The sequence below is a fragment of the Rhodopirellula baltica SH 1 genome, from assembly GCF_000196115.1.
In the GTDB taxonomy this organism is placed as follows: domain Bacteria; phylum Planctomycetota; class Planctomycetia; order Pirellulales; family Pirellulaceae; genus Rhodopirellula; species Rhodopirellula baltica.
In genome coordinates, this window is record NC_005027.1 from 1,462,919 (window position 1) to 1,482,093 (window position 19,175).

The 19,175-nt window shown below is 54.8% G+C and carries 15 protein-coding genes; 11 read left to right on the plus strand and 4 right to left on the minus strand.

Annotated elements, in window-relative coordinates; genetic code table 11:
• Positions 1–515 precede the first annotated feature (515 nt).
• Complete coding sequence (locus RB_RS05580; protein WP_011119040.1) at positions 516–2,015, plus strand: DUF1598 domain-containing protein; 1,500 nt, start codon at positions 516–518, stop codon at positions 2,013–2,015.
• A 6-nt stretch (positions 2,016–2,021) separates the two neighbouring features.
• A complete protein-coding gene (locus RB_RS05585; RefSeq protein WP_011119041.1) occupies positions 2,022–2,915 on the plus strand; it encodes a glycerophosphodiester phosphodiesterase in 894 nt (297 codons plus the stop codon).
• A gap of 31 nt (positions 2,916–2,946) precedes the next feature.
• Here the strand turns inward: RB_RS05585 and RB_RS05590 are convergent, their stop codons facing one another.
• Positions 2,947–4,305, minus strand: a complete 1,359-nt coding sequence (locus RB_RS05590) for a hypothetical protein (RefSeq protein WP_231846250.1) — start codon at positions 4,303–4,305, stop codon at positions 2,947–2,949.
• 404 nt (positions 4,306–4,709) lie between these two features.
• Between RB_RS05590 and RB_RS05595 the strand changes: the two genes are divergently transcribed.
• The 9 genes from RB_RS05595 (at position 4,710) to RB_RS05635 (ending at position 17,370) form a co-directional block, all read left to right on the plus strand.
• Positions 4,710–5,936, plus strand: a complete 1,227-nt coding sequence (locus RB_RS05595; RefSeq protein WP_007328143.1) for a hypothetical protein — start codon at positions 4,710–4,712, stop codon at positions 5,934–5,936.
• Positions 5,937–6,210: 274 nt separating this feature from the next.
• Positions 6,211–7,554: a Gfo/Idh/MocA family protein gene (locus RB_RS05600; protein WP_164921573.1), complete on the plus strand. Its 1,344-nt coding sequence runs from the start codon at positions 6,211–6,213 to the stop codon at positions 7,552–7,554.
• A 58-nt stretch (positions 7,555–7,612) separates the two neighbouring features.
• Entirely contained in the window at positions 7,613–9,457 is a 1,845-nt protein-coding gene (locus RB_RS05605) for an outer membrane protein assembly factor BamB family protein (protein ID WP_011119047.1), read from the plus strand.
• A 117-nt stretch (positions 9,458–9,574) separates the two neighbouring features.
• On the plus strand, positions 9,575–9,880 hold the full coding sequence (locus RB_RS05610; RefSeq protein WP_231846251.1) for a hypothetical protein: 306 nt from the start codon (positions 9,575–9,577) through the stop codon (positions 9,878–9,880).
• 39 nt (positions 9,881–9,919) lie between these two features.
• Positions 9,920–10,792 (plus strand): CvfB family protein, encoded by an 873-nt coding sequence (locus RB_RS05615; protein ID WP_011119048.1) that lies wholly within the window; start codon positions 9,920–9,922, stop codon positions 10,790–10,792.
• Between the two features lie 180 nt (positions 10,793–10,972).
• Entirely contained in the window at positions 10,973–11,491 is a 519-nt protein-coding gene (locus RB_RS05620) for a sigma-70 family RNA polymerase sigma factor (RefSeq protein WP_011119049.1), read from the plus strand.
• Positions 11,488–13,212 (plus strand): LamG-like jellyroll fold domain-containing protein, encoded by a 1,725-nt coding sequence (locus tag RB_RS05625; protein ID WP_011119050.1) that lies wholly within the window; start codon positions 11,488–11,490, stop codon positions 13,210–13,212. The genes RB_RS05620 and RB_RS05625 overlap by 4 nt, the downstream gene beginning before the upstream one ends.
• 205 nt (positions 13,213–13,417) lie before the next feature.
• Complete coding sequence (locus tag RB_RS05630) at positions 13,418–15,898, plus strand: PSD1 and planctomycete cytochrome C domain-containing protein (RefSeq protein ID WP_164921574.1); 2,481 nt, start codon at positions 13,418–13,420, stop codon at positions 15,896–15,898.
• Positions 15,899–15,960: 62 nt separating this feature from the next.
• The gene (locus RB_RS05635) at positions 15,961–17,370 is read left to right on the plus strand and encodes a DUF1501 domain-containing protein (RefSeq protein ID WP_011119052.1); all 1,410 of its coding nucleotides are present in this window, start codon (positions 15,961–15,963) and stop codon (positions 17,368–17,370) included.
• A gap of 18 nt (positions 17,371–17,388) precedes the next feature.
• On the opposite strand, the gene RB_RS05640 is transcribed toward RB_RS05635, so the two are convergent.
• The 3 genes from RB_RS05640 to RB_RS28310 form a co-directional block, all read right to left on the minus strand.
• On the minus strand, positions 17,389–18,015 hold the full coding sequence (locus RB_RS05640; RefSeq protein ID WP_011119053.1) for a thioredoxin family protein: 627 nt from the start codon (positions 18,013–18,015) through the stop codon (positions 17,389–17,391).
• 135 nt (positions 18,016–18,150) lie between these two features.
• Positions 18,151–18,894: a PEP-CTERM sorting domain-containing protein gene (locus RB_RS28005; protein ID WP_011119054.1), complete on the minus strand. Its 744-nt coding sequence runs from the start codon at positions 18,892–18,894 to the stop codon at positions 18,151–18,153.
• Between the two features lie 63 nt (positions 18,895–18,957).
• Entirely contained in the window at positions 18,958–19,083 is a 126-nt protein-coding gene (locus tag RB_RS28310) for a hypothetical protein (RefSeq protein ID WP_007335150.1), read from the minus strand.
• Positions 19,084–19,175 lie beyond the last annotated feature (92 nt).

A 19,175-nucleotide genomic window follows, 5' to 3' on the forward strand; every position in this document is an offset into this window, starting at 1 on the left:
CGTGTGTTAGACGGGGACGTGACGACCCGGGTTGCGGCGATCCAAGCGTGCCGCAGCGGCTCACGCGGGCCAGCAGTGTAAATGACTGGGGCACGGCGAAAAGGCCTGGACACTGTTTGTCCGCTCCGTTTGGCTCCATACACTCTTGGCTCAGGGCATTCCAACCGCTTTAACCGTCCCAATCTCGCCTCTCGGCGGAGCCGCTGTAGAAGCGAGCGTGGGCGTGTACGGGAAATCTGGGGTGTCCGGCGTCGTTGCCCCATTCGATTGGCCTGAGATTATCGGGTGGGTGTCAAAGAAACGGTCGCACGTGGGGGGGGTAGCCAGTCAGCGTGGCCGCGGCCAAAGCGGGGCTGTCTTTCGGCCGACGGGTGACGACCGTCGTCATCGCCAACCAAGGGTGAAAAAAGGGGGCCGCGGGATCATTCGTGAGCCCCCGTGACATTCGTGAGTCCCCGTGAAAAGGTCCTCAGGAATTTCGTTGAGGTTTTCGGCGGGCGTTATTAAACTGACCTTTGGCTGCCGGTCGGAATCCGATCGATGTCGGCCCTCATTCTCACCCTCGACGTTCTTCTCTGCAAAAGAATCCACCGATGCGACTGATCGATCGCCATTCTCGAATTCGCACCTTGGCCAGTTTCGCGTTCGCAGCGTTCATGGCGATTGCGTTGGTTCCCTCCAGCTTCGGCCAAGACGGTGGCGGCGGTGGCGGTGATGTCACGAACAACTTTGGCAGCCAGCCTGCTGGTGTGGACGTCGATGCCGCGGGCGTTTTGAAAGTTCGAACCATCGATCCCCGTTTGGCTCGCCAACATTGGATGCAATCGCGAGCCAACGCGGCTCCCGGCGAAGCGATGGAATCGAGCGAACTGCGGAAGGTTTCGCTGAATCGTTTGGAAGCCGCCATTTCCGAATATGTCGACGCCGATCGTCCACTTCCCGCTGAAATGCTCGCGATGGCCGGCCTGACCTCCGTCCAGTACGTGTTCTTCTACCCTGACACCAACGACATCGTTTTGGCAGGCCCAGCCGAAGGTTATGTCGCTGACGCAACGGACCGCTTCGTCGGGATGCAGTCGGGACGTCCAAGCGTTCTTTTGGAAGACGTCGTTGTCGCTCTTCGAGCCTTCCCACCACAAGGCAAACCCGCTCGAGTGATCTCAGTCTCGATCGATCCGACCCCGGAAGGCCTGCAGCGGATGCAGCAGTTTCTCGTTCAAGTCGGTGGGCGCGCCGGCCGCGGAGACACACAGCAACTCGTTCGTGGACTCAAGCAGAACCTCGGTCTGCAAACAGTCACCATTGAAGGCATCCCAGCGGCCAGCCACTTCGCTCGCGTGTTGGTCGAGGCCGACTACCGAATGAAGTTGATCGGCATCGGTTTGGAGCAACTGCCCGTTCCAGTCCGCAGCTATGTGTCACGCACCAACCCGGTCAGTGTTTCAGCAAATTCAATGGAACGTTGGTACTTCCAACCCAACTACGACGGTGTGTCCGTTAGCGAAGACAACTTGGCGATGCGAATCAACGAACGTGGTGTTCAGTTGGTCGGTGCTAATGAACGCGTTCAAGGTGACGGTGCTCGTGTTGGAACCGGACGCGTGAATCGTGCCAGCCAAGCGTTCACGAAAGAGTTCACCGAGAAGTACAACCAAATCGCTGACCGCGTTCGCGTTTACGCTGAGTTGCGTCAGTTGATCGATTTGTCGATCGCGGCGGCTTACATCCACGAGCAAGACTTCTACGGTCAAGCTAACTGGTCGATGCCTGTTTTGGGTGACGAAGGCAAGGTCAGCGTCCAGACATACACAGCACCTGAAAAGGTCGAAACCGCTGTCAATGCGATCTGGCGAGGCAACACTTTGATGACTCCTTTGGGAGGCGGTGTGAACGTCCAGCCACGGATTGCACTGAAGAAAGACCACGTCACAATCGACACCGAAGGCCAGCACGTGCAGGTCAAACAATCCTCGGGGCCAGATCAGCTGGCGCCCGGCCAATGGTGGTGGGACTGATTCAAGATGACTTCGATTGAGACAACCTTCTTCGCCGCCGCGACTCGTTTCGCGGCGGCGTTTTCTTTTGTTGTATGCCTCGGTTTTGGCTCGCTCGAGAATTTGCGAGGGAACGAGAACACGGTGAAAGCCAAGCCTTTGCCGATGATTGTCGCGCACCGTGGTGCGTCCTACACCGCCCCGGAAAACACGGTGTCCGCATTCAATCTGGCTTGGGAAGAGAACGCCGACGCAATTGAAGGCGACTTCTATTTGTCGGCTGATGGAGAGATCGTCTGTTTGCACGACAAGACAACGGCCCGCACCGCACCTGGATCGCCGTCGCTCAAGGTCGCTGAAGCAACCCTGCAGCAACTTCGCAAGTTGGACGTGGGTGCCTGGAAGCACGAGCGATACGCCGGCGAACGCATCCCAACTTTGAAGGAAGTCATCGCCACGGTACCCGATGGGAAAGGAATCTTCATCGAAATTAAATGTGGACCCGAGATCCTGCCAATCTTGAAGCAACAATTGGAAGAATGCTCGCTCAAGCCTGAGCAAATTACGATCATCTGCTTCAACGATGAGGTCGTCCGCCAGGCTCGAGAGATGATGCCTTACGAAGCGAATTGGTTGACTTCGTACAAGAAGCAATTGACGGGAGGCTGGAAACCAAGCCTTGTCAGCGTGACTGATCAATTGAAGTCAACGAACGCCTCCGGATTTGGGACTCAGGTCAAACCTGAACTGGTCGGCTCGGTTCTCAACGAAGCGTTCTGCGACGCCGTTCGTGACATCGGTTGCGGAATGCACGGTTGGACAATCGACGATGCCAAGGTTGCCAAGCGGTTGGTCGAGCTCGACTTCGTCAGCATCACGACCAATCGTCCGGCCTACATTCGAGACGCTTTGAAGAAGTGAATTCGCCGCGACGCGAATTCGCTGGTTGCGTTTAGCGGAGCTCGAGGACTTTGCGGAGCTTCGTTTCAACGATCAGATCCGACTCTGCTTTCAAGCGTTCCTGCAAACGTTGTTTGACGGTTCGGTTCTTCGATGGGGCCAAGATCGAGATCACGTGCAATCGGACTTGGCGATCAGGGTCGTCGAGCAACATCGACAACCACGGCCATGCGTTCAGGCCTCCGGATTTCAGCATCGAGTCGATGAGTGTGATCTGGTCCTTGGGCTGAGCGATGGCGATTGCCGTTCCGAACTCAAGTTGCACGTTTGAAAAGCCGCGTTCGATCAATTCGGCGCGGGCTTGTTCTGCCAGGGCCCCATCGGGGTTGCCCAAGTGACGCAGGATCGTTTCGTCGTCCATTGCTGTGAATGGAGATCCGGTTAGCTCCGCGTTGACGCGAATGACTCGTTCGTCGGCGGAGCGTGCTAATCGCGGCAACTCAGGGACTCGATGGACCAGGGATTCGTCAGATGGGGATGGAACCTGAGTCAATGGAATCGTGACGCCATCGGGGACCGATTCCAGTTGCCCGCCATTGGTTTCTGGCGAACCAGCGGACTGCAATCGGGTGGCTGTCTCTTGAACTTGGATTGATTGCGAATCCGATGTTCCCGAACGAATGATCGCGACGGGACGCGATGGAGGCCAATCGGTCCACATCGAATCGGTGTCCGCGTTTGGCAGTTGCTCCGTGGCTTTCGGCGCCAAAGGGGCTTTTGCCAGAGTTCGCACCGAATTGTCCAATTGGGCCAACGTGTCGCGTGAGCTTTGCGAAACTTCCGCGATCAATTGACGAAGTTCGTCGGTCAATTCAAGGTTGCCGAGTGTCTCGGTGCCCGCGAATTCGAGCATTGTTTGTCGAAGGAGTGAACGGGTGCGAGCGGTTTGCCGTGCGGTCCAGTCGGTGGAGGGCTTGGTCGCAATGTTATTGCGCACGCCATCGATCAGCCGTTGATGCGAGCGGGCAGCCATCTCCGGCGAAAGGGTTGTCCAATCATTTTGCAGTTGATTGAGAAGTCCGAAAGCGACTTCCGAGACCGCGTCCTCATCATCAATCAAGCTTGCTGACAACGGTTCAATGGCGTCGATGCCGAAACCAGCGATTTGGATCAGCCGGTCGCTTTTCTCGGTGGCGTTGAGCGTCGGAAGTTCCTGGACCAATTGGTTCAGCAGATATTGTTTGCCGTAGACGGTGACCAGCAACCAAACCGTCGTGATCGCGGCCGCGATTCCAAGGAACTGCAGGGCGTGCACGAACCTTTGCTTCGCTCCGCTGGCGGGAGGCAAAGCAATCGAGAAAGGGTTCGGCGTATCGGCCGTGGAGTGCGATTGGGAGGGGGACGTCGGCATGGCGGGATTGTGCCGATCGGAGCCTCCTGGCAACAAGATCAATTCGAAGGCGAATGATTGCGTGGTTCCGCCACATCGCGGCAGCACATCCGCTGCAGTGGCTTTCCAATTGGAAACGCCGAAGTCGAAGGATCGCGATCAGCATGGAAAGATGCGCTGATTAGGCAGGTGAATCCTCTCGAAACGAAAGGTGCGGTGGATCAGTTTTTGAAGGATTTACCGTTTTGACCAGCAATCTGGCTAAGCCTTTTCGATCAGACGAACCGATACTACCGGCACAACCCAATGCGGTTTGCTCAGAAAGTGGGGCGGCGGCGGGACTTAACAGTGATCAGCAGTGACGTTGATTGAGCGAGTTCTCAATCGAACGTGACGGCAACTCCTAGCATGACGGTGGAACAACGATGTCGGTACGGAAGCTGACTGCAAAACTATTGGCAGCCCTGGCGGTATTTGCTGGTGGCGCTTCGGTGTCTGCCCAGGAGCATGCTTTGGCGGACCCCTTCGCGTTTGACCCAGACTTTCAATGGTTCGAACCGATCTACGATGCTGACATCGTGGACACGAAACCAAAGAAACGGGCTCACACGGGCTGGTTCGGAACCTACGACAAGCTGCACATGTGGGGCAAACGCCCTGAAGGTGAAGCGACGACGCTCGGCGGCGACAGCGGCGAGTATCAGCTCGACTTCGGCGATGGGCACCGATACGAGTTTGGCTACATGACGCCACAAAAGGACACCGGTTGGCTGTTCGGGTGGTCGGATCTAGACATCGGTGCAGGTGAGTTCACTCGCATCGAACGGATCAACCGCCTCAACGTGTCTCAGTTGGATGGTGAACCCGAGTTTCCGGGTGGCCAGTTCGGGCAGAACGTTCTGACCGATGACAACAACAACTTCGGTTACGACACTCGGTTCTACGAAGCTGGCCGTTCGACGAACTCCGTCGAGTATGACACCTACGAAATAAATAAAACTTGGCGGATGGAACCGTATCACTACGGTGGGATCCTTGAGCCAATGGTCGGTGTCAAATTCGTCACATTGGACGACCGAGCTTTGACGAACACCTACTCGCGGACTCGTGAAGACGGTGCGGTGATTCTGCCGGGCACAACCGAGCTGACAGAAAATCCATACTTCGTCGACCTCGGTATCAGCGATGACGCCTACGAGCGTCTGGACCAAGACCTGTCCGAAGTTGAAAACGAGATGTACACGTTGCAACTCGGTTTCCGGTACTTCAAATTCGTGAATCGCTTCCGCTACTCGCTTGAGTTTCGTGCCTTCAGCGGCGTGAACTTGCAGCACGCAACGCGATACGCTCAGTCTGAGAACACGTTCTACGATGGCTTCGGTGCTGATTCGGAAGTCACGTCGTTCTACCGGACTCAGAACAAGCTGGAACACTATCGTGATGAGAGATTCTTCATCGGATATGACGCTCGAGCAGAAATGGGCTACCAGTTGACGAACATGATTCACGTCCGTGGCGGCTTCCAAATCTTCGACCTAGCCAAGGGGCTTGGACGAGCGGGACACGAAAGCGATGCGGGCACCATGATTGGGCCATCTGACCAAAACTTCTTGGCGGTAGGCGGAACATTCGGGATCGAACTGAACCGCTAATTCAGTCATCGTTCCACTGCTAGCTGATCACATCATTGAAGCCGGCGAGGTGAATTCACCTTGCCGGCTTTTTTCGTTTGCATTGAGCATTCTCTAATTGTTGGCGAACTGTGGCAGATCAGGTCGCTCGCCCGATCCACATTGATTGCGACAGTGCCCTCGGCACCCATCTGCGATGCACTCCTGAAGGTGGAAGATCCGGTATGATGCAAATCCAATCGCATCGCGGTTGCCTGCCCCATCTCCCCTCCCTCACCTCGAATGGAGACCTGCCGTGCGTCATGCCAAGGATCGTCGTTCCTTCTTAAAGTCCACTACAATCGCAGGAACTGCGATCACGCTCTCTGCGATGCAATACTCGCGTGTCTACGGTGCAAACGAACGTTTGCAAATCGCGAGTGTCGGAACCGGCGGCAAAGGTTGGAGCGATTTGCTTGGTGTTGCAGCGAGCCCGAATGTCGATGTGGTCGGACTTTGTGACATCGATAGCTCGGCAAAACACCTCGGACAGGCAGCCGAAAAGTTTTCCTCTGCACGCCAATACGATGATTGGCGGAGATTGCTTGACGAAAGCGGTGATGTCCAGGGCGTATTGGTTTCGACACCAGACTTCATGCATGCACCAATTTCTCTGCCCGCGATGCAGTTGGGCAAACATGTCTTCTGCCAAAAACCGCTGACGCACACGGTGATGGAAGCCCGGCAAATGCGGAAGGCAGCGAAGAAGCATGGCGTGGTCACCCAAATGTGCAACCAAATCCAATCACACTCAGCCTATCGAACGGCAGTCCACCTGATTCACGAAGGCATGATTGGCAAAGTCAAAGAGGTGCACTCTTGGCAGGGCGGTCAGCCTTCTTGGCCGCGTCACATTCCACGCCCCAGCGGAAACGATCCGGTGCCTTCTCATGTTCGATGGGATCTTTGGCAGGGCGTCGCGATGGAGCGTCCGTACAAAATCGGGATGTATCACCCATTCAATTGGCGTGGTTGGCAGGCTTATGGCACCGGGCAGTTGGGTGACTTTGGTTGCCACATTTTGGATCCGGTGTTCAAAGCGTTGCAAATCGAATCGCCGACCAAGTTGACGGCCGAAGCACCCGAACTGATGCCGGAGACCTGGACGGATCGATCGACTGTGCGGTATGAGTTCCCCGGAACAAAATACACGGCTGAGTCCACGCTGCCGGTCACCTGGTATGACGCAGTGGGGGTATCGCCGCCGCGAGAACGATTGGGGCATATTCCAGTCGATGCAAAGTTGCCAGGCGCTGGATCGGTTCTAGTTGGCGAAAAAGGATCGTTGGTGATCCCTCATGTCGCGATGCCGCAACTCTACATGGCGGATCAAACGTTGGCGGAAAACTTGCCGGTGATTTCGTCGGTCGACCACTACACTCAATGGGCGGACGCTTGTCGCGGAGGTGCCGAAACGACTTCCCACTTTGACTATGCCGGCCCGCTAACCGAAGCGGTGTTGCTAGGAACAATCGGGATCCGTTTCCCAGGTCAAGAGTTGCACTGGGACACCGACTCGATGCAAATCACAAATCACGCCGAAGCACAGCGGTGGATCACGAAACCCTATCGCAAAGGCTGGGAGCCCGCCTGGGTCTAGGGTCCTGACGTGAACCGACTAATCGAAGTTCGTCCAGCGAGCGAGGAAGAAATCATCCATGAACGAAGTTCCATCTGAATCCAACGAAGGCACCCCCAACGTCTCAACCGAGCAATCGGCGACGGGGCATCCTGCGGGTGACCAATCTGCCAGCGTTCTCAAACCGTTACGGATTTGGCCCGCCGTGGTGTTGTTGCTGGGTATGGCAATCGCTCGTTTTGTCCCAGGAATGGTGGAAGACGCACCGATCATGCTGCTGATGGTTGCGGTGATTGGTCCAGTGATCCTGGGCGGATTGATATGGCTGTGGTGGCTGACGTTCAGTCGCGCCTCCACGAAAGAACGTCTGGTTGGATTCTTTGGTGCATTGATGATTGCCGGCGGGTGCATTTATTCGCTGGACGAGACAATGATTGGACCCGGCATCATGATGGTCGCCGTTCCATTCGGGACAGCAGCGTTTGGAATTGGTGCTGTGCTATTGAGCCGATGGCTTTCGTTCGGCCGGACAATCATCGTCTTGCTTCTGACGCTTTGCGGATTTGGATATGCCACTTTGCTGCGTAACGAAGGGATGTGGGGCAACTTCGCGTTGGATTTGCATTGGCGATGGGAGCCAACCGCAGAAGAATTGATGTTGGCTGATCGATCTGATGCGCCGACCAGTGATGTGGTGAGTTCGTCGGATGAGATGGACGAATGGCTCACCAATCCGCAGTGGCCTCAGTTTCGTGGGCCTGAGGGAGTGAGCCAGCAACATGGACCGCCGATGCTGACGGATTGGTCAACAAAGAAGCCCGAATTGGTTTGGAAGGTCCCCGTTGGTCCTGGATGGTCGTCATTTGCGGTTGCGGGAAACCTGTTGTTCACCCAGGAACAACGTGGCGAGAAAGAAACGGTCGTTTGTTACACAGCGGACGCTGGGAAAGAGGTTTGGGCCCAGGAAATTGAATCGCGATTCTTCGATCCGCTCGGAGGTCCAGGTCCCCGAGCAACACCGACGCTGTCCGGCGGAAGTATCTTTGCGCAAGGTGCGAGCGGACAGTTGCAACGGTTGTATGCGAAGAGTGGCGAAAAAGTTTGGGAAGTGGATTTGCGAGAAGTGGCTGACCGGGAGCCTCCGATGTGGGGATTTTCATCTTCACCATTGGTTGTCGGCTCGGTTGTGGTCGTTCACGCGGGAGGAAAAGGCGACAAGGGAACACTCGCGTTTGACGTCGAGTCAGGTGATCTGAAATGGTCCGCCGCGGCCGGCGACCATTCCTACAGCTCGGCGCAGTTGTTGACGCTTTCGGGCGAAAAGTACGTGGTCATGTTCACCAATGCCGGAATGAATGTTCTTGATCCAGCAACCGGCGAATCGCGATGCGACTACGATTGGAAATTGGATGGCTACAGCGCCGTGCAGCCTCAGGTTTACTCGGACGGAATGGTTGTTTTGGCCAGCCAGGAGGAAACACGGTGCCTCGAGATGACTCCGACGGAAAGTGGTTTCGCGGTCGAGGAACGCTGGTCATCGCGAAAGTTAAAGCCCGACTTCAACGACTTTGTGATTCATGACGGTCACGCTTACGGTTTTGACGCAGAAATCTTCACCTGCATTGACTTGGAATCCGGCAAACGAAATTGGAAACGTGGACGGTACGGCAAAGGGCAAGTATTGATGCTGGCGGACTTGGATGTGCTGTTGGTTGTCAGTGAGCGAGGTGAGATTGTTTTGTTGGAGGCGAACCCGTCAAAGCATCAAGAATTGTCGACGTTTCAGGCAATTGAGGGCAAAACGTGGAACCACCCGGTCGTCATTGGTGATCGATTGTATGTCCGCAATTCGCAAGAAGCAGCTTGCTATCAATTGCCAATGGAAGCTGAACCGGAGGTGCTGGCCAGCACGCTTTCGAAGTGATCTGGGACGCTGAATTGAAGTTGCTTTCGTCGCTTCGCCAATTTTCGGCCTCGTATCGAACCGAAGGCGGTTCGGATACAGTTCAGGTTCAATCACCCGCAAGTGGCCGAGGAAAGCATGGCAAAAGTCGATCAACCAGCCCCGAAGAAAGATGAGCCGGAGTCGCTCGCCGACCACTCGGTGACAATCAAGTCGCAAATACTCGAAAAGATTGGCAGGCCTCCGCGACTGCATCGTGTGGAGGTTTGTCGGCATCACAACGGCAACTATCGGGTCAATATTTGGGAAGAGCTGGAACCCATCGGAGAGTTTTCACTCTCAAAACGCATTCACATCGGCGCGTCTTATTACCTGAAGGTCGCCGATTCAGGCGAGATTCTTCATAGCAATCCGCCGCTGAAAAAACGCAAAAACTCGAAGTGAATTCGATCGTCCGATCCTCGGCAAATTGGATCGCGATCGATGTACAAAGCTGCTGCTGATGGATTTGCTGGAACACCAAACATGATGATCGAAATCGGCGGCACGTATGATTTGGAAGTGGTCAAGCAAACCGACTTTGGCGTGTTTTTGGACGCCGGCGATTTGGGGGAGATTCTGCTTCCTAAAAAGCACACCCCCGAAGGTCTGAGTCCCGGCGACATCGTCGAAGTCTTTCTTTATTCGGACTCCGAAGACCGCCCCATCGCGACCACCCAAGTTCCCAAGGCCGAGGTTGGCGAATTTGCCTATCTAGAAGTCAAAGAAAACACGCCGGTGGGTGCGTTCTTGGACTGGGGATTGGACAAAGACGTGTTGGTGCCTTTTGCAGAACAGCACCGGCCGATGGTCTTGGGGAAGTCCTACATCGTTTTTTTGTACTTGGACAACCAAGACCGAATCACGGCAACGTCCAAGATCGACAAATACGTGAGCAACGATCCCGATCACGGTTTCTACGCTCAGCAGGCGGTCGAGTTGATCATCGCCAACAGCACTGAGATGGGATACAAGGCGATCATCGATCAGAGTCATTGGGGATTGCTCTACAATGATGACGTGGACGAACGAATCAGTTTTGGCCAAACGATCCAAGGCTATGTCAAACACGTCCGTGCTGATGGCAAAATCGATCTGAGCCTAAAAAGTGGTCAACAAATACGAGATAACTACAGCCAGGTCATCGAAGATTATTTGCGTGATCACGGTGGATTTGCACCAGTGCACGATAAGTCGCCATCCGAAAAAATCTCGGGCTTATTCGGCATGAGCAAAAAGCAATTCAAAAAGGCGATTGGTGGCTTGTACAAGCAAAAAATCATCGCGATCGAGGACGACGGTATCCGGCTGGTCTGAACGCGAGACATAGATCACATCGCGTCGAGCGATCCAAGCGTTTAGCGATGTTCGCCGCTCCAGCCGATTGTTTGCAAATCGACCTTTGATCGAATTTCGAGTCGTTTCAAAGATTTTTCGTTCATTCCGAGTCACACTTTTGTTTGTGGCGACATGGTAGGAGCGAAAGGAACATGATCGATGCAACGAAAAGAATTCGCCAAACTTGTGCTGGAACATCAGGCTCAACTGCGGATGTTTGTCCGCATGCTCGGCGCGATGCCCGACGCGGTGGATGATCTGGCCCAAGATGCGTTTGTGGTTGCATACGAGCGAATTGATACGCTGGATGACATGGAAAACGCGGGGCCATGGCTGCGATCGATCGCTCGAAATTTGGTCCGCAACGAGCTGCGGAAAAGCTCTCGTCGACGCCGGGTCGTCAATGCATCGCTCAGCGAAGCGATGTTGGCAATGTCGAACGAACCAGTCACCGGTCCGTGGTCCGAAGATTGGTTCACCGCGCTTCGGGCATGCGTCGATCGACTGCCGGGTCACGGTCGAGCCTTGGTCAATGGCCGGTACACGCGTGGACAGAACGCGACTCAGTTGGCGAATGAGACCGAGATGACACCGGTCGCCGTTCGCCAGGCTTTGTCGCGTCTGCGTGGTTTGCTTCGGACTTGTGTTGAATCACGTTTGGCGGAGGCGTCAACATGAGCGAACAAAAACGCGAACAAGATTTCGATCAGCAATTGAGCCATTTGCTCGATGGCGAACTCACCGAGGCGGAAGTGGATCGGTTGGCAAAGTCGCTGGCGACCGACGAAACGTTGCGACGGCGTTTCTGCGACCAAGTTGAAATGGATGAGGGACTTGCGATCGTGGTTCGCGAAGACCGGGCAGGCGAAAGATTTTCTCAATTGTTGGAGCAGCGTTTGGATGCAGAGTCGCAGAAGTTTGACTTTCTCCACGGCGTCCTGGATCGGTCGAGTTTGAACACGGCACGAAACCAGCTTCAACGCTGGGCTCCGCTGGCGGCGGTCGCGATTGCCGCCTGCTTGATGGTCGCGTTCTTGATTGGCATGTGGGCGGGGCAAAAATCCGGATCTCGCAACGCCGAATCAGTGGCGAAGCGTATTTCGGTGCCAGCGCCAGCGACTGATTCTGAACCGGTTGACGCTTCTGTGGCATTGTTGAAGCGAACGGTCAATGTCGAGTGGCAAGACGATTCTGCTCTTCGGATGGGCGACTCCGTTTCAGCGAACGAAACACTGGATTTGAAATCCGGATGGGTGCAGTTGCAGTTTTTCCGAGGGGCGACGTTGACTCTGGAAGGTCCCGCGAAGCTGGAAATTCGCGATCCAAATTTGGTCGTGCTGCATGAGGGAAACGCTTGGGCGAGCGTTCCAGTTCCGGCGCGAGGGTTCACCGTGCTAACATCGGAAACCAAGATTGTTGATCTTGGGACCGAGTTTGGTGTGTCCGCTTCGATTGACGGGCGGACCGAAGTTCACGTCTTTGATGGATTGGTGGAGTTGCATGATCCGTCAGTGAGAGACGATACCGCATCGCTGCGTGAGTTGGTCACCGGACAATCAATCAGCGTGGATGGGAATGGCAATGCGGTTTCGAATGAGCAGCAGGTTGCCAAGATGCCGTCTGAGTCTTTTCTTCAGCCAGATAGAGAAGAGGCTTGGCAACAAAGGATCGAGCGTTGGGAAAGTTGGAGTACCAAGATTCGTAACGACCCTCGTGTGCTGATGTACTACGACTTTGCGTCGCCGGCAGAAACTAGTTCGAACGCATCGCCAACCATTTTGCCAAACCTTGCGTCGGGCAAAAAGAACGCGGATGGTTCGATCATTGGATGTGCTTGGTCGGAGGGCCGTTGGCCGGGGAAGTCGGCCTTGGATTTCAAACGGCCGAGTGACCGGGTACGTTTCCATTTGGATGGCGAATACAAATCGATCACCTTGGCGGCTTGGGTCCGAGTCGATGGACTCGACCGCCTGCTCAGTTCGTTGTTGTTGACGGATGGATGGGACGAGGGTGAGGTTCATTGGCAATTCGATCGAAGCGGACAACTTGGTTTATCCGTAGGCCAGGTTCCCGGGGTGGCGTGGCGCTACACGCCACCGCTGGTCGATCTCACGACGCTTGGGCAATGGATCCACGTTGCCTCGGTATTCGATGGTTCCACCCAAACGGTGCGTCATTACTTCAACGGCCGTCGCGTACCCTGCGAAGGCGACCTTCGTTATGACGGGCCGATCCGAATCGGTGACGCAGAGTTGTGCAATTGGGGACGACCTGTTGACCAGAACTCTCATGCGATCAGAAACTTCAACGGTCGAATGGACGAGTTTTTGATGCTCAGTGATGCGTTGGACGAAGCGGAAATCATGGAAATCTATCATGCCGGAAATCCCACGTTCTAGGAGACGGTTGATGCGTCCGATTGACTCGCGAACTCCGGCTTATGTCCCTGGTTTGGGTGCCCGATCGCATCGAAACAGATCGTGCGGTGTTGCTTCATTCTCCCCTTGGTTTGCTTCGCCCTGGCATCGCGAGGGTGATGATAAACGCGTGGAAGTATGGCAGCTAGGAAATCCACAATCTCGAAGCGTTGGGGGCGTAGGCCTGATGCAACGCATCGCAATTTGCGGTGTGGTGTTGATGATGCTGTTGGGGCCTGTCACGGCTCGGTCTGAGGATGAGGTCGATCACAGGGACACGGCCCAGCCCACGCAGGATTCCCTGAATTTCTTTGAATCGAAGATTCGTCCGTTGCTGATCGATCACTGTTATGAGTGTCATGGCGAAGACTCTCAGGAATCCGAACTTCGCGTGGACACGTTGGCGGGAATGTTGACCGGTGGATTGGCGGGGGCTTCTTTGGTTCCGGGAAAACCAGCGAGCAGTTTGTTGGTGACTGCTGTTCGCTATCAGGACAATGACCTGAAGATGCCGCCGGACGAGAAATTGTCGGATGTTCAGGTTGCGGACATCATTCGTTGGGTTGAGATGGGAGCACCCCATCCCGACACGAATACTGTCGGACCAATCGTGCAGCGTGGCGAGGTGGACCTGGATCAAGGACGCAAGCACTGGGCGTTTCAACCTCCCATCAAAGCCACTCCGCCGATCGGCGATGCATTGACGGATGCACCGAATCCGATCGATGCGTTTGTGCTGGCGCGACTGCGTGCGGAGGGCCTGCGTCCAAACGCTCCCGCTGATAAACGGACGCTACTTCGGCGCGTCACGTTCGACTTGATCGGTTTGCCGCCGACACCAGAAGAGATCGACTCGTTTCTATCTGATAGCTCGAGCGATGCATTCGCGAAGGTGGTCGATCGATTGCTCGCCTCGCCTCAGTACGGTGAGCGTTGGGCACGACACTGGTTGGATGTTGCTCGCTATGCCGATTCCAACGGGCTCGATGAAAACGTGGTCCATGGAAATGCGTGGCGTTATCGTGATTACGTTGTGCGTTCGCTTAACGGTGACAAACCATACAATCAATTTGTTGTCGAACAGTTGGCGGGTGATTTGCTGGATTCAGGCAATGATGTCGATCTTCGTCACGATCGTCTGGTTGCAACTGGCTTCCTTGTTTTGGGGCCAAAAGTTTTGGCCGAGCAGGATGAAGCCAAGATGGAAATGGACATCATCGATGAACAGATCGATACCGTCGGTCGCAGCCTGATGGGGCTGACACTAGGATGTGCTCGTTGTCACACGCACAAGTTTGATCCGATCAGCCATCACGACTACTACGGGCTGGCCGGAATCTTTCAAAGCACACAGACGATGGACAGCTACAAGACTGTCGCGGAGTGGCATGAGAACTCAATCGAAACACCCGAGCAGGCGGCCGAACTGAAGCAGCATCAACAAAAGATTGCCGATCAAGAAAAGTTGATTGCGGAGAAATTCACGCACGCCAAGTCAGAGCTGGAACCTCCGTCCGATGCTGCGGCTAAGCCGGACGAGCTCGAAAAACGATTCTCGGAAGAAACTCGGGCGGAACTCAAGACGCTCCGTGATGAACTCGAACGTTTGAAAGAGGAAACACCGGAATTGCCATCTGCAATGGGTGTCGTCGATGGTGACATCGCAGATACGGCCGTGCATCTTCGGGGCAGTCACCTGACACTTGGCGATGTCGTCCCGCGACGTTTTCCCGAAGTGTTGATGTCGGACGACGATCCCTCGATCCCTGCTGATCAAAGTGGGCGTCTGGAGTTTGCTCGTTGGCTGACCAATGGGCGTCATCCGCTCACCGCTCGCGTGATGGTCAATCGCTTATGGCGTGGTCACTTTGGCAAAGGCTTGGTTCCAACGGTCGACAATTTTGGTCTGAAAGGCAGTTCACCGACGCACCCTGAATTGCTGGACTGGTTGGCGGTCCGATTTGTCGAGGAAGGTTGGTCGATCAAGGCGATGCACCGAATGATGGTGTTGTCGCAAACCTATCAACAAAGCAGTGACTTCGACGCGTCCAATGCTGAACTAGATCCAAGCAACCAATTCTATTGGCGATTCAGTGTGCGGCGATTGGAAGCCGAAGCCATTCGTGACGGGTTGTTGGCCGTCAGTGGGCAACTCGATTGGACGACCGGTGGCAACATCATGCCGTACAAAAACCGTGAGTATGTGTTCAACCACACCTCGCAGGACAAATCCAGATACGATTCAAAGCGTCGTTCGATCTACGTGCCCGTGATCCGCAATCACCTGTACGACATGTTCCAGTTGTTTGACTACACCGACGCGAGCGTTCTAGACGGCGATCGAAACACCAGCACAATCGCGCCGCAAGCGTTGTATCTGATGAATTCCGAGATGGTGTCTGACCTGACGTTTGCGATGGCGGATCGTTTGCTGAATGAAGACACCGATTCTGTGCAACGAATTCAACGTTTGTACTTGGAAGCTTACGGACGACCACCGCGCGATCCCGAGATTTCCGATGGCGTTCGGTTTCTCTCACGATTCGAGACGCTTCAGCGGCGCGGCGATGTTGAATCGGATGGTAACGCGTCCGATCCGGAACGTTCCGCCTGGCAAGCGTTTTGCCAAGCCGTGGTTTCCTCCAGCGAGTTTGTCTACCTCCGTTGAGAAAGCGTTAGCCACGTGCGTCATTTTGCAATTTCTCGCCTTCTTCCATCCCAGCTGATCTGATGCATTTTTCACGACGACAGCTCTTGCAGAATACCGCCGCGGGATTCGGATCGCTGGCGCTGGCGTCGTTGCTCGCGGACGATGCTCGTGCCTCTAGCGGCAGTGCTGTTTCATCGCTTTTGGGAACTCCACATTTTCCACCAAAAGCGAAACGAGTGATCTTTCTGTTTATGAAAGGTGGCCCGTCGCACATGGACACGTTTGACTACAAGCCGCAATTGCAGAAGGACGATGGCAAGCCATTGCCATTCGAAAAACCTCGCGTGCAGTTTGCTCCGACCAGTAACCTGTTGGCTTCGCCTTGGAAGTTCAAACAATACGGAGAGAGCGGGATCTCGGTCAGTGAATTGTTCCCTCACGTCGCGGAATGCGTGGATGATTTATGCATCATCAATTCGTTGCACGGTACCAACCCAGCCCATGGCGGCGCGAGTATGAAGCTGCACACGGGCAGTGATGTGTTTGTCCGTCCCAGCATGGGGGCTTGGGTGACATATGGCCTCGGTACAGAGAATCAAAATCTGCCGGGGTTCATCACCATTTGTCCAACGTTGGCCCATGGCGGAACGAAGAATTGGGGTTCGGCGTTCCTGCCCGCCAGCGTTTCCGGGACTCCGATAGGCAACGCCAGCCAACCATCCGATCAAGCCCGTGTGAAGTACGTTCAAAACGCTCGTTTGTCGCTGGACGCACAACGCATGCAGTTGGATTTGACGCAATCGATGAACCGAGAATTCTTGGAAACGACCGGTCCGGATTCCGAACTCGAAGCTCGCATTCAGTCTTTTGAGTTGGCATTTCGAATGCAAACGGAGATGCCCGAAGCGTTGGACTTAGAATCCGAAACGGAGGCGACGCACAAGCTTTATGGGATCGACAACGAGACCACGGCGGACTTTGGACGCCAGTGTTTGATGGCACGTCGATTTGCTGAGCGTGGTGTGCGATTCGTCCAAATCACACACAGCAACACGGAAGTGCAATGGGACCAACATGGCAACCTTCGCAAAGGTCACACGCAGAATGCCGCCGAAGTCGACCTGCCGATCGCAGGTTTGCTGACAGACTTGAAGACACGAGGTTTGTTGGACGACACGCTTGTATTGTGGGGAGGCGAATTTGGTCGCACGCCGACGTGCCAGGGGTCTGGACAAGACGGCCGAGACCACAACCCGGAAGGTTTCACGATGTGGATGGCGGGCGCCGGTTTGAAAACTGGCATCCAGTACGGCGCGACGGACGAGTACGGATACTACGCGGTCGAGAACAAAGTCCATCTGCATGATTTACATGCCACGATCTTGCACCTGTTGGGCCTTGATCATGAGCAACTGGCTTATCGCCATGCTGGACGCGATTTTCGCTTGACGGATGTTGCGGGCAACGTCGTCCATGACTTGTTCGCGTAGTTGTTGCGAGACGATCCGTTAGGATTTTTGCGGCGTCACTTCGTTGCCGTTTGGGGCTTTGGTCGCAAATGGATTCGAATGCACGTCGCCGACGATGTTGTTCTGTGAGCTGATCCAACTGCGAATTTGCTCTTCCGATTGATAACCGACGTGATCGCCGAGCTTTTGCCCTTCGCGAAACAGCATCATTCGCGGGATGCCGGTGACCTTGAATTTTCGCGCGAGGTCTTGGTTGCCACAGAGACTGAGGGAATGAATCTCCACACCCGCCGGAGGATCGGCCTTGATCGAATCCAGTTCCTCATCCAAGCGATTGCATGGGCCGCAAGATTTCGAACCAAACTTGACCAAGACCAACTTGTCCTGACCAATCAATCGGTCAAACGATTCTTCGCTGTATGAGCCTGTGATCTCAGACATGCTGCAACCGCCGCCCAAACAAATGATCGCAATTGTGAGGAGCAATCCAATGCGCAATGGTGACAGGTGGTTCATGGGAGACTTCGAGCAAGCTGAGGGAAACGCGATCCCCGCACGGTTGCGGGAAGAAGGATCACGGTCCTTTCGCAAACACTTGGTCGCAAAACGCATCGTGTCAAACGTTTTGCCACAGAAGTAGGTCGCGCCCACGACAGCAGATGTCATTTGCTGGAGTCAGCTTGAGTAGAAGCGTTGTCCCCAACTGTTCCGTTAGGCAGCCTTCAATCGCCAAGCCAAATGGCAACCCAGTCAACTTCAAACATTCACGTCACGCCTCGCGATCGTGAGTATGCCTTGGGGTTAGCTCGATTGATCCAAAATGTTACCGGCATTCTGTTGCGGAGCATTCGTTTTCGATTTGCGACGGCGTAAAGCAAGTCCAGCACCGCCAATCGCGAGGAAGGCCACCGACGATGGCTCTGGAACGGCACTCGCATTTGCGGAAACGGTGAAGTTGTCAATGAAGATTGTCGCGTTGTCGATAAGATCGCTTTGGTCTTTCAATCCTAACGCAAAGAAGCGATCCGGCGAGTTATCGAATTGGATAGTGCCGTTCGTTCCGTCGAATTGGTTTCCCGAGCCCTGCACAATATCAACGCTAAAGGTTCGGCTCGTCGTTGCCCCAATGGTAGGAAAGGCAAAAAGATCAACTTCTGTGTCGGAGCTTAAGCCTGAGCCCACTGCAAGCTGCATCTCTAAAAGGGTTCCTGCTGCAGGAACGCCTGCTAGCCCCCATGTGATGTCGTCTCCGGAAATTGAATAGTCGAAGGAGATCGTTCCGCCATTCGAGTACGCCAATGCCATCTCGTCTCCCAAGGCGGTTCCTGGCATGAAGCTGAGAGTGGCTGCTCTAGATCCATTCTCAAAAAAGTTACTTCCGCCAAGAGCGAGAATTTGCAGCCTGCCTGAATTGTTCGTCACAGTACCTCCGTTTGTACTCGCGAAGCCATCTGTTCCCGTATTAAAGGTGAGCGCCACTGCGCCCGATGAAGAAGGCACACCGATCGCCACAAATATCAGGGTCGCAAATAGAACTCGTATCATGATGTTTTCCCAAGTAACAAATCAGGTAGACACGCAACATGTGACTGCGACGAGGTGTCCACGTTACTTGGGTGACAACTGTGCACGTGTGCTCAGATTGCGGAATCGAAAGCCTCTTTTGAGGGTGCCGAGTAGCTCTTGCGGGCCGTGCTCGATTTGACTTTCGCGAGCGTCGAGTTCGTCATTCATTGGCGTCGATCCTTCGCTCTCGTCGCTATTGTCCTACTGGCGGTGGTCTCGGGGCTTCGACCCTGAGCTAAGTACGCGGGCTCCTCCGGAGC

What these genes read in the sequence shown, in the direction of transcription:
- RB_RS05605 (WP_011119047.1), top strand. Translation starts at nt 7,613, where the DNA reads ATGAACGAAGTTCCATCTGAATCCAACGAAGGCACCCCCAACGTCTCA.
- RB_RS05635 (WP_011119052.1), top strand. Translation starts at nt 15,961, where the DNA reads ATGCATTTTTCACGACGACAGCTCTTGCAGAATACCGCCGCGGGATTC.
- RB_RS28005 (WP_011119054.1), bottom strand. Translation starts at nt 18,894, where the DNA reads ATGATACGAGTTCTATTTGCGACCCTGATATTTGTGGCGATCGGTGTG.
- RB_RS05595 (WP_007328143.1), top strand. Translation starts at nt 4,710, where the DNA reads ATGTCGGTACGGAAGCTGACTGCAAAACTATTGGCAGCCCTGGCGGTA.
- RB_RS05625 (WP_011119050.1), top strand. Translation starts at nt 11,488, where the DNA reads ATGAGCGAACAAAAACGCGAACAAGATTTCGATCAGCAATTGAGCCAT.
- RB_RS05620 (WP_011119049.1), top strand. Translation starts at nt 10,973, where the DNA reads ATGCAACGAAAAGAATTCGCCAAACTTGTGCTGGAACATCAGGCTCAA.
- RB_RS05630 (WP_164921574.1), top strand. Translation starts at nt 13,418, where the DNA reads ATGCAACGCATCGCAATTTGCGGTGTGGTGTTGATGATGCTGTTGGGG.
- RB_RS28310 (WP_007335150.1), bottom strand. Translation starts at nt 19,083, where the DNA reads ATGAATGACGAACTCGACGCTCGCGAAAGTCAAATCGAGCACGGCCCG.
- RB_RS05615 (WP_011119048.1), top strand. Translation starts at nt 9,920, where the DNA reads ATGTACAAAGCTGCTGCTGATGGATTTGCTGGAACACCAAACATGATG.
- RB_RS05610 (WP_231846251.1), top strand. Translation starts at nt 9,575, where the DNA reads ATGGCAAAAGTCGATCAACCAGCCCCGAAGAAAGATGAGCCGGAGTCG.
- RB_RS05590 (WP_231846250.1), bottom strand. Translation starts at nt 4,305, where the DNA reads ATGCCGACGTCCCCCTCCCAATCGCACTCCACGGCCGATACGCCGAAC.
- RB_RS05640 (WP_011119053.1), bottom strand. Translation starts at nt 18,015, where the DNA reads ATGACATCTGCTGTCGTGGGCGCGACCTACTTCTGTGGCAAAACGTTT.
- RB_RS05585 (WP_011119041.1), top strand. Translation starts at nt 2,022, where the DNA reads ATGACTTCGATTGAGACAACCTTCTTCGCCGCCGCGACTCGTTTCGCG.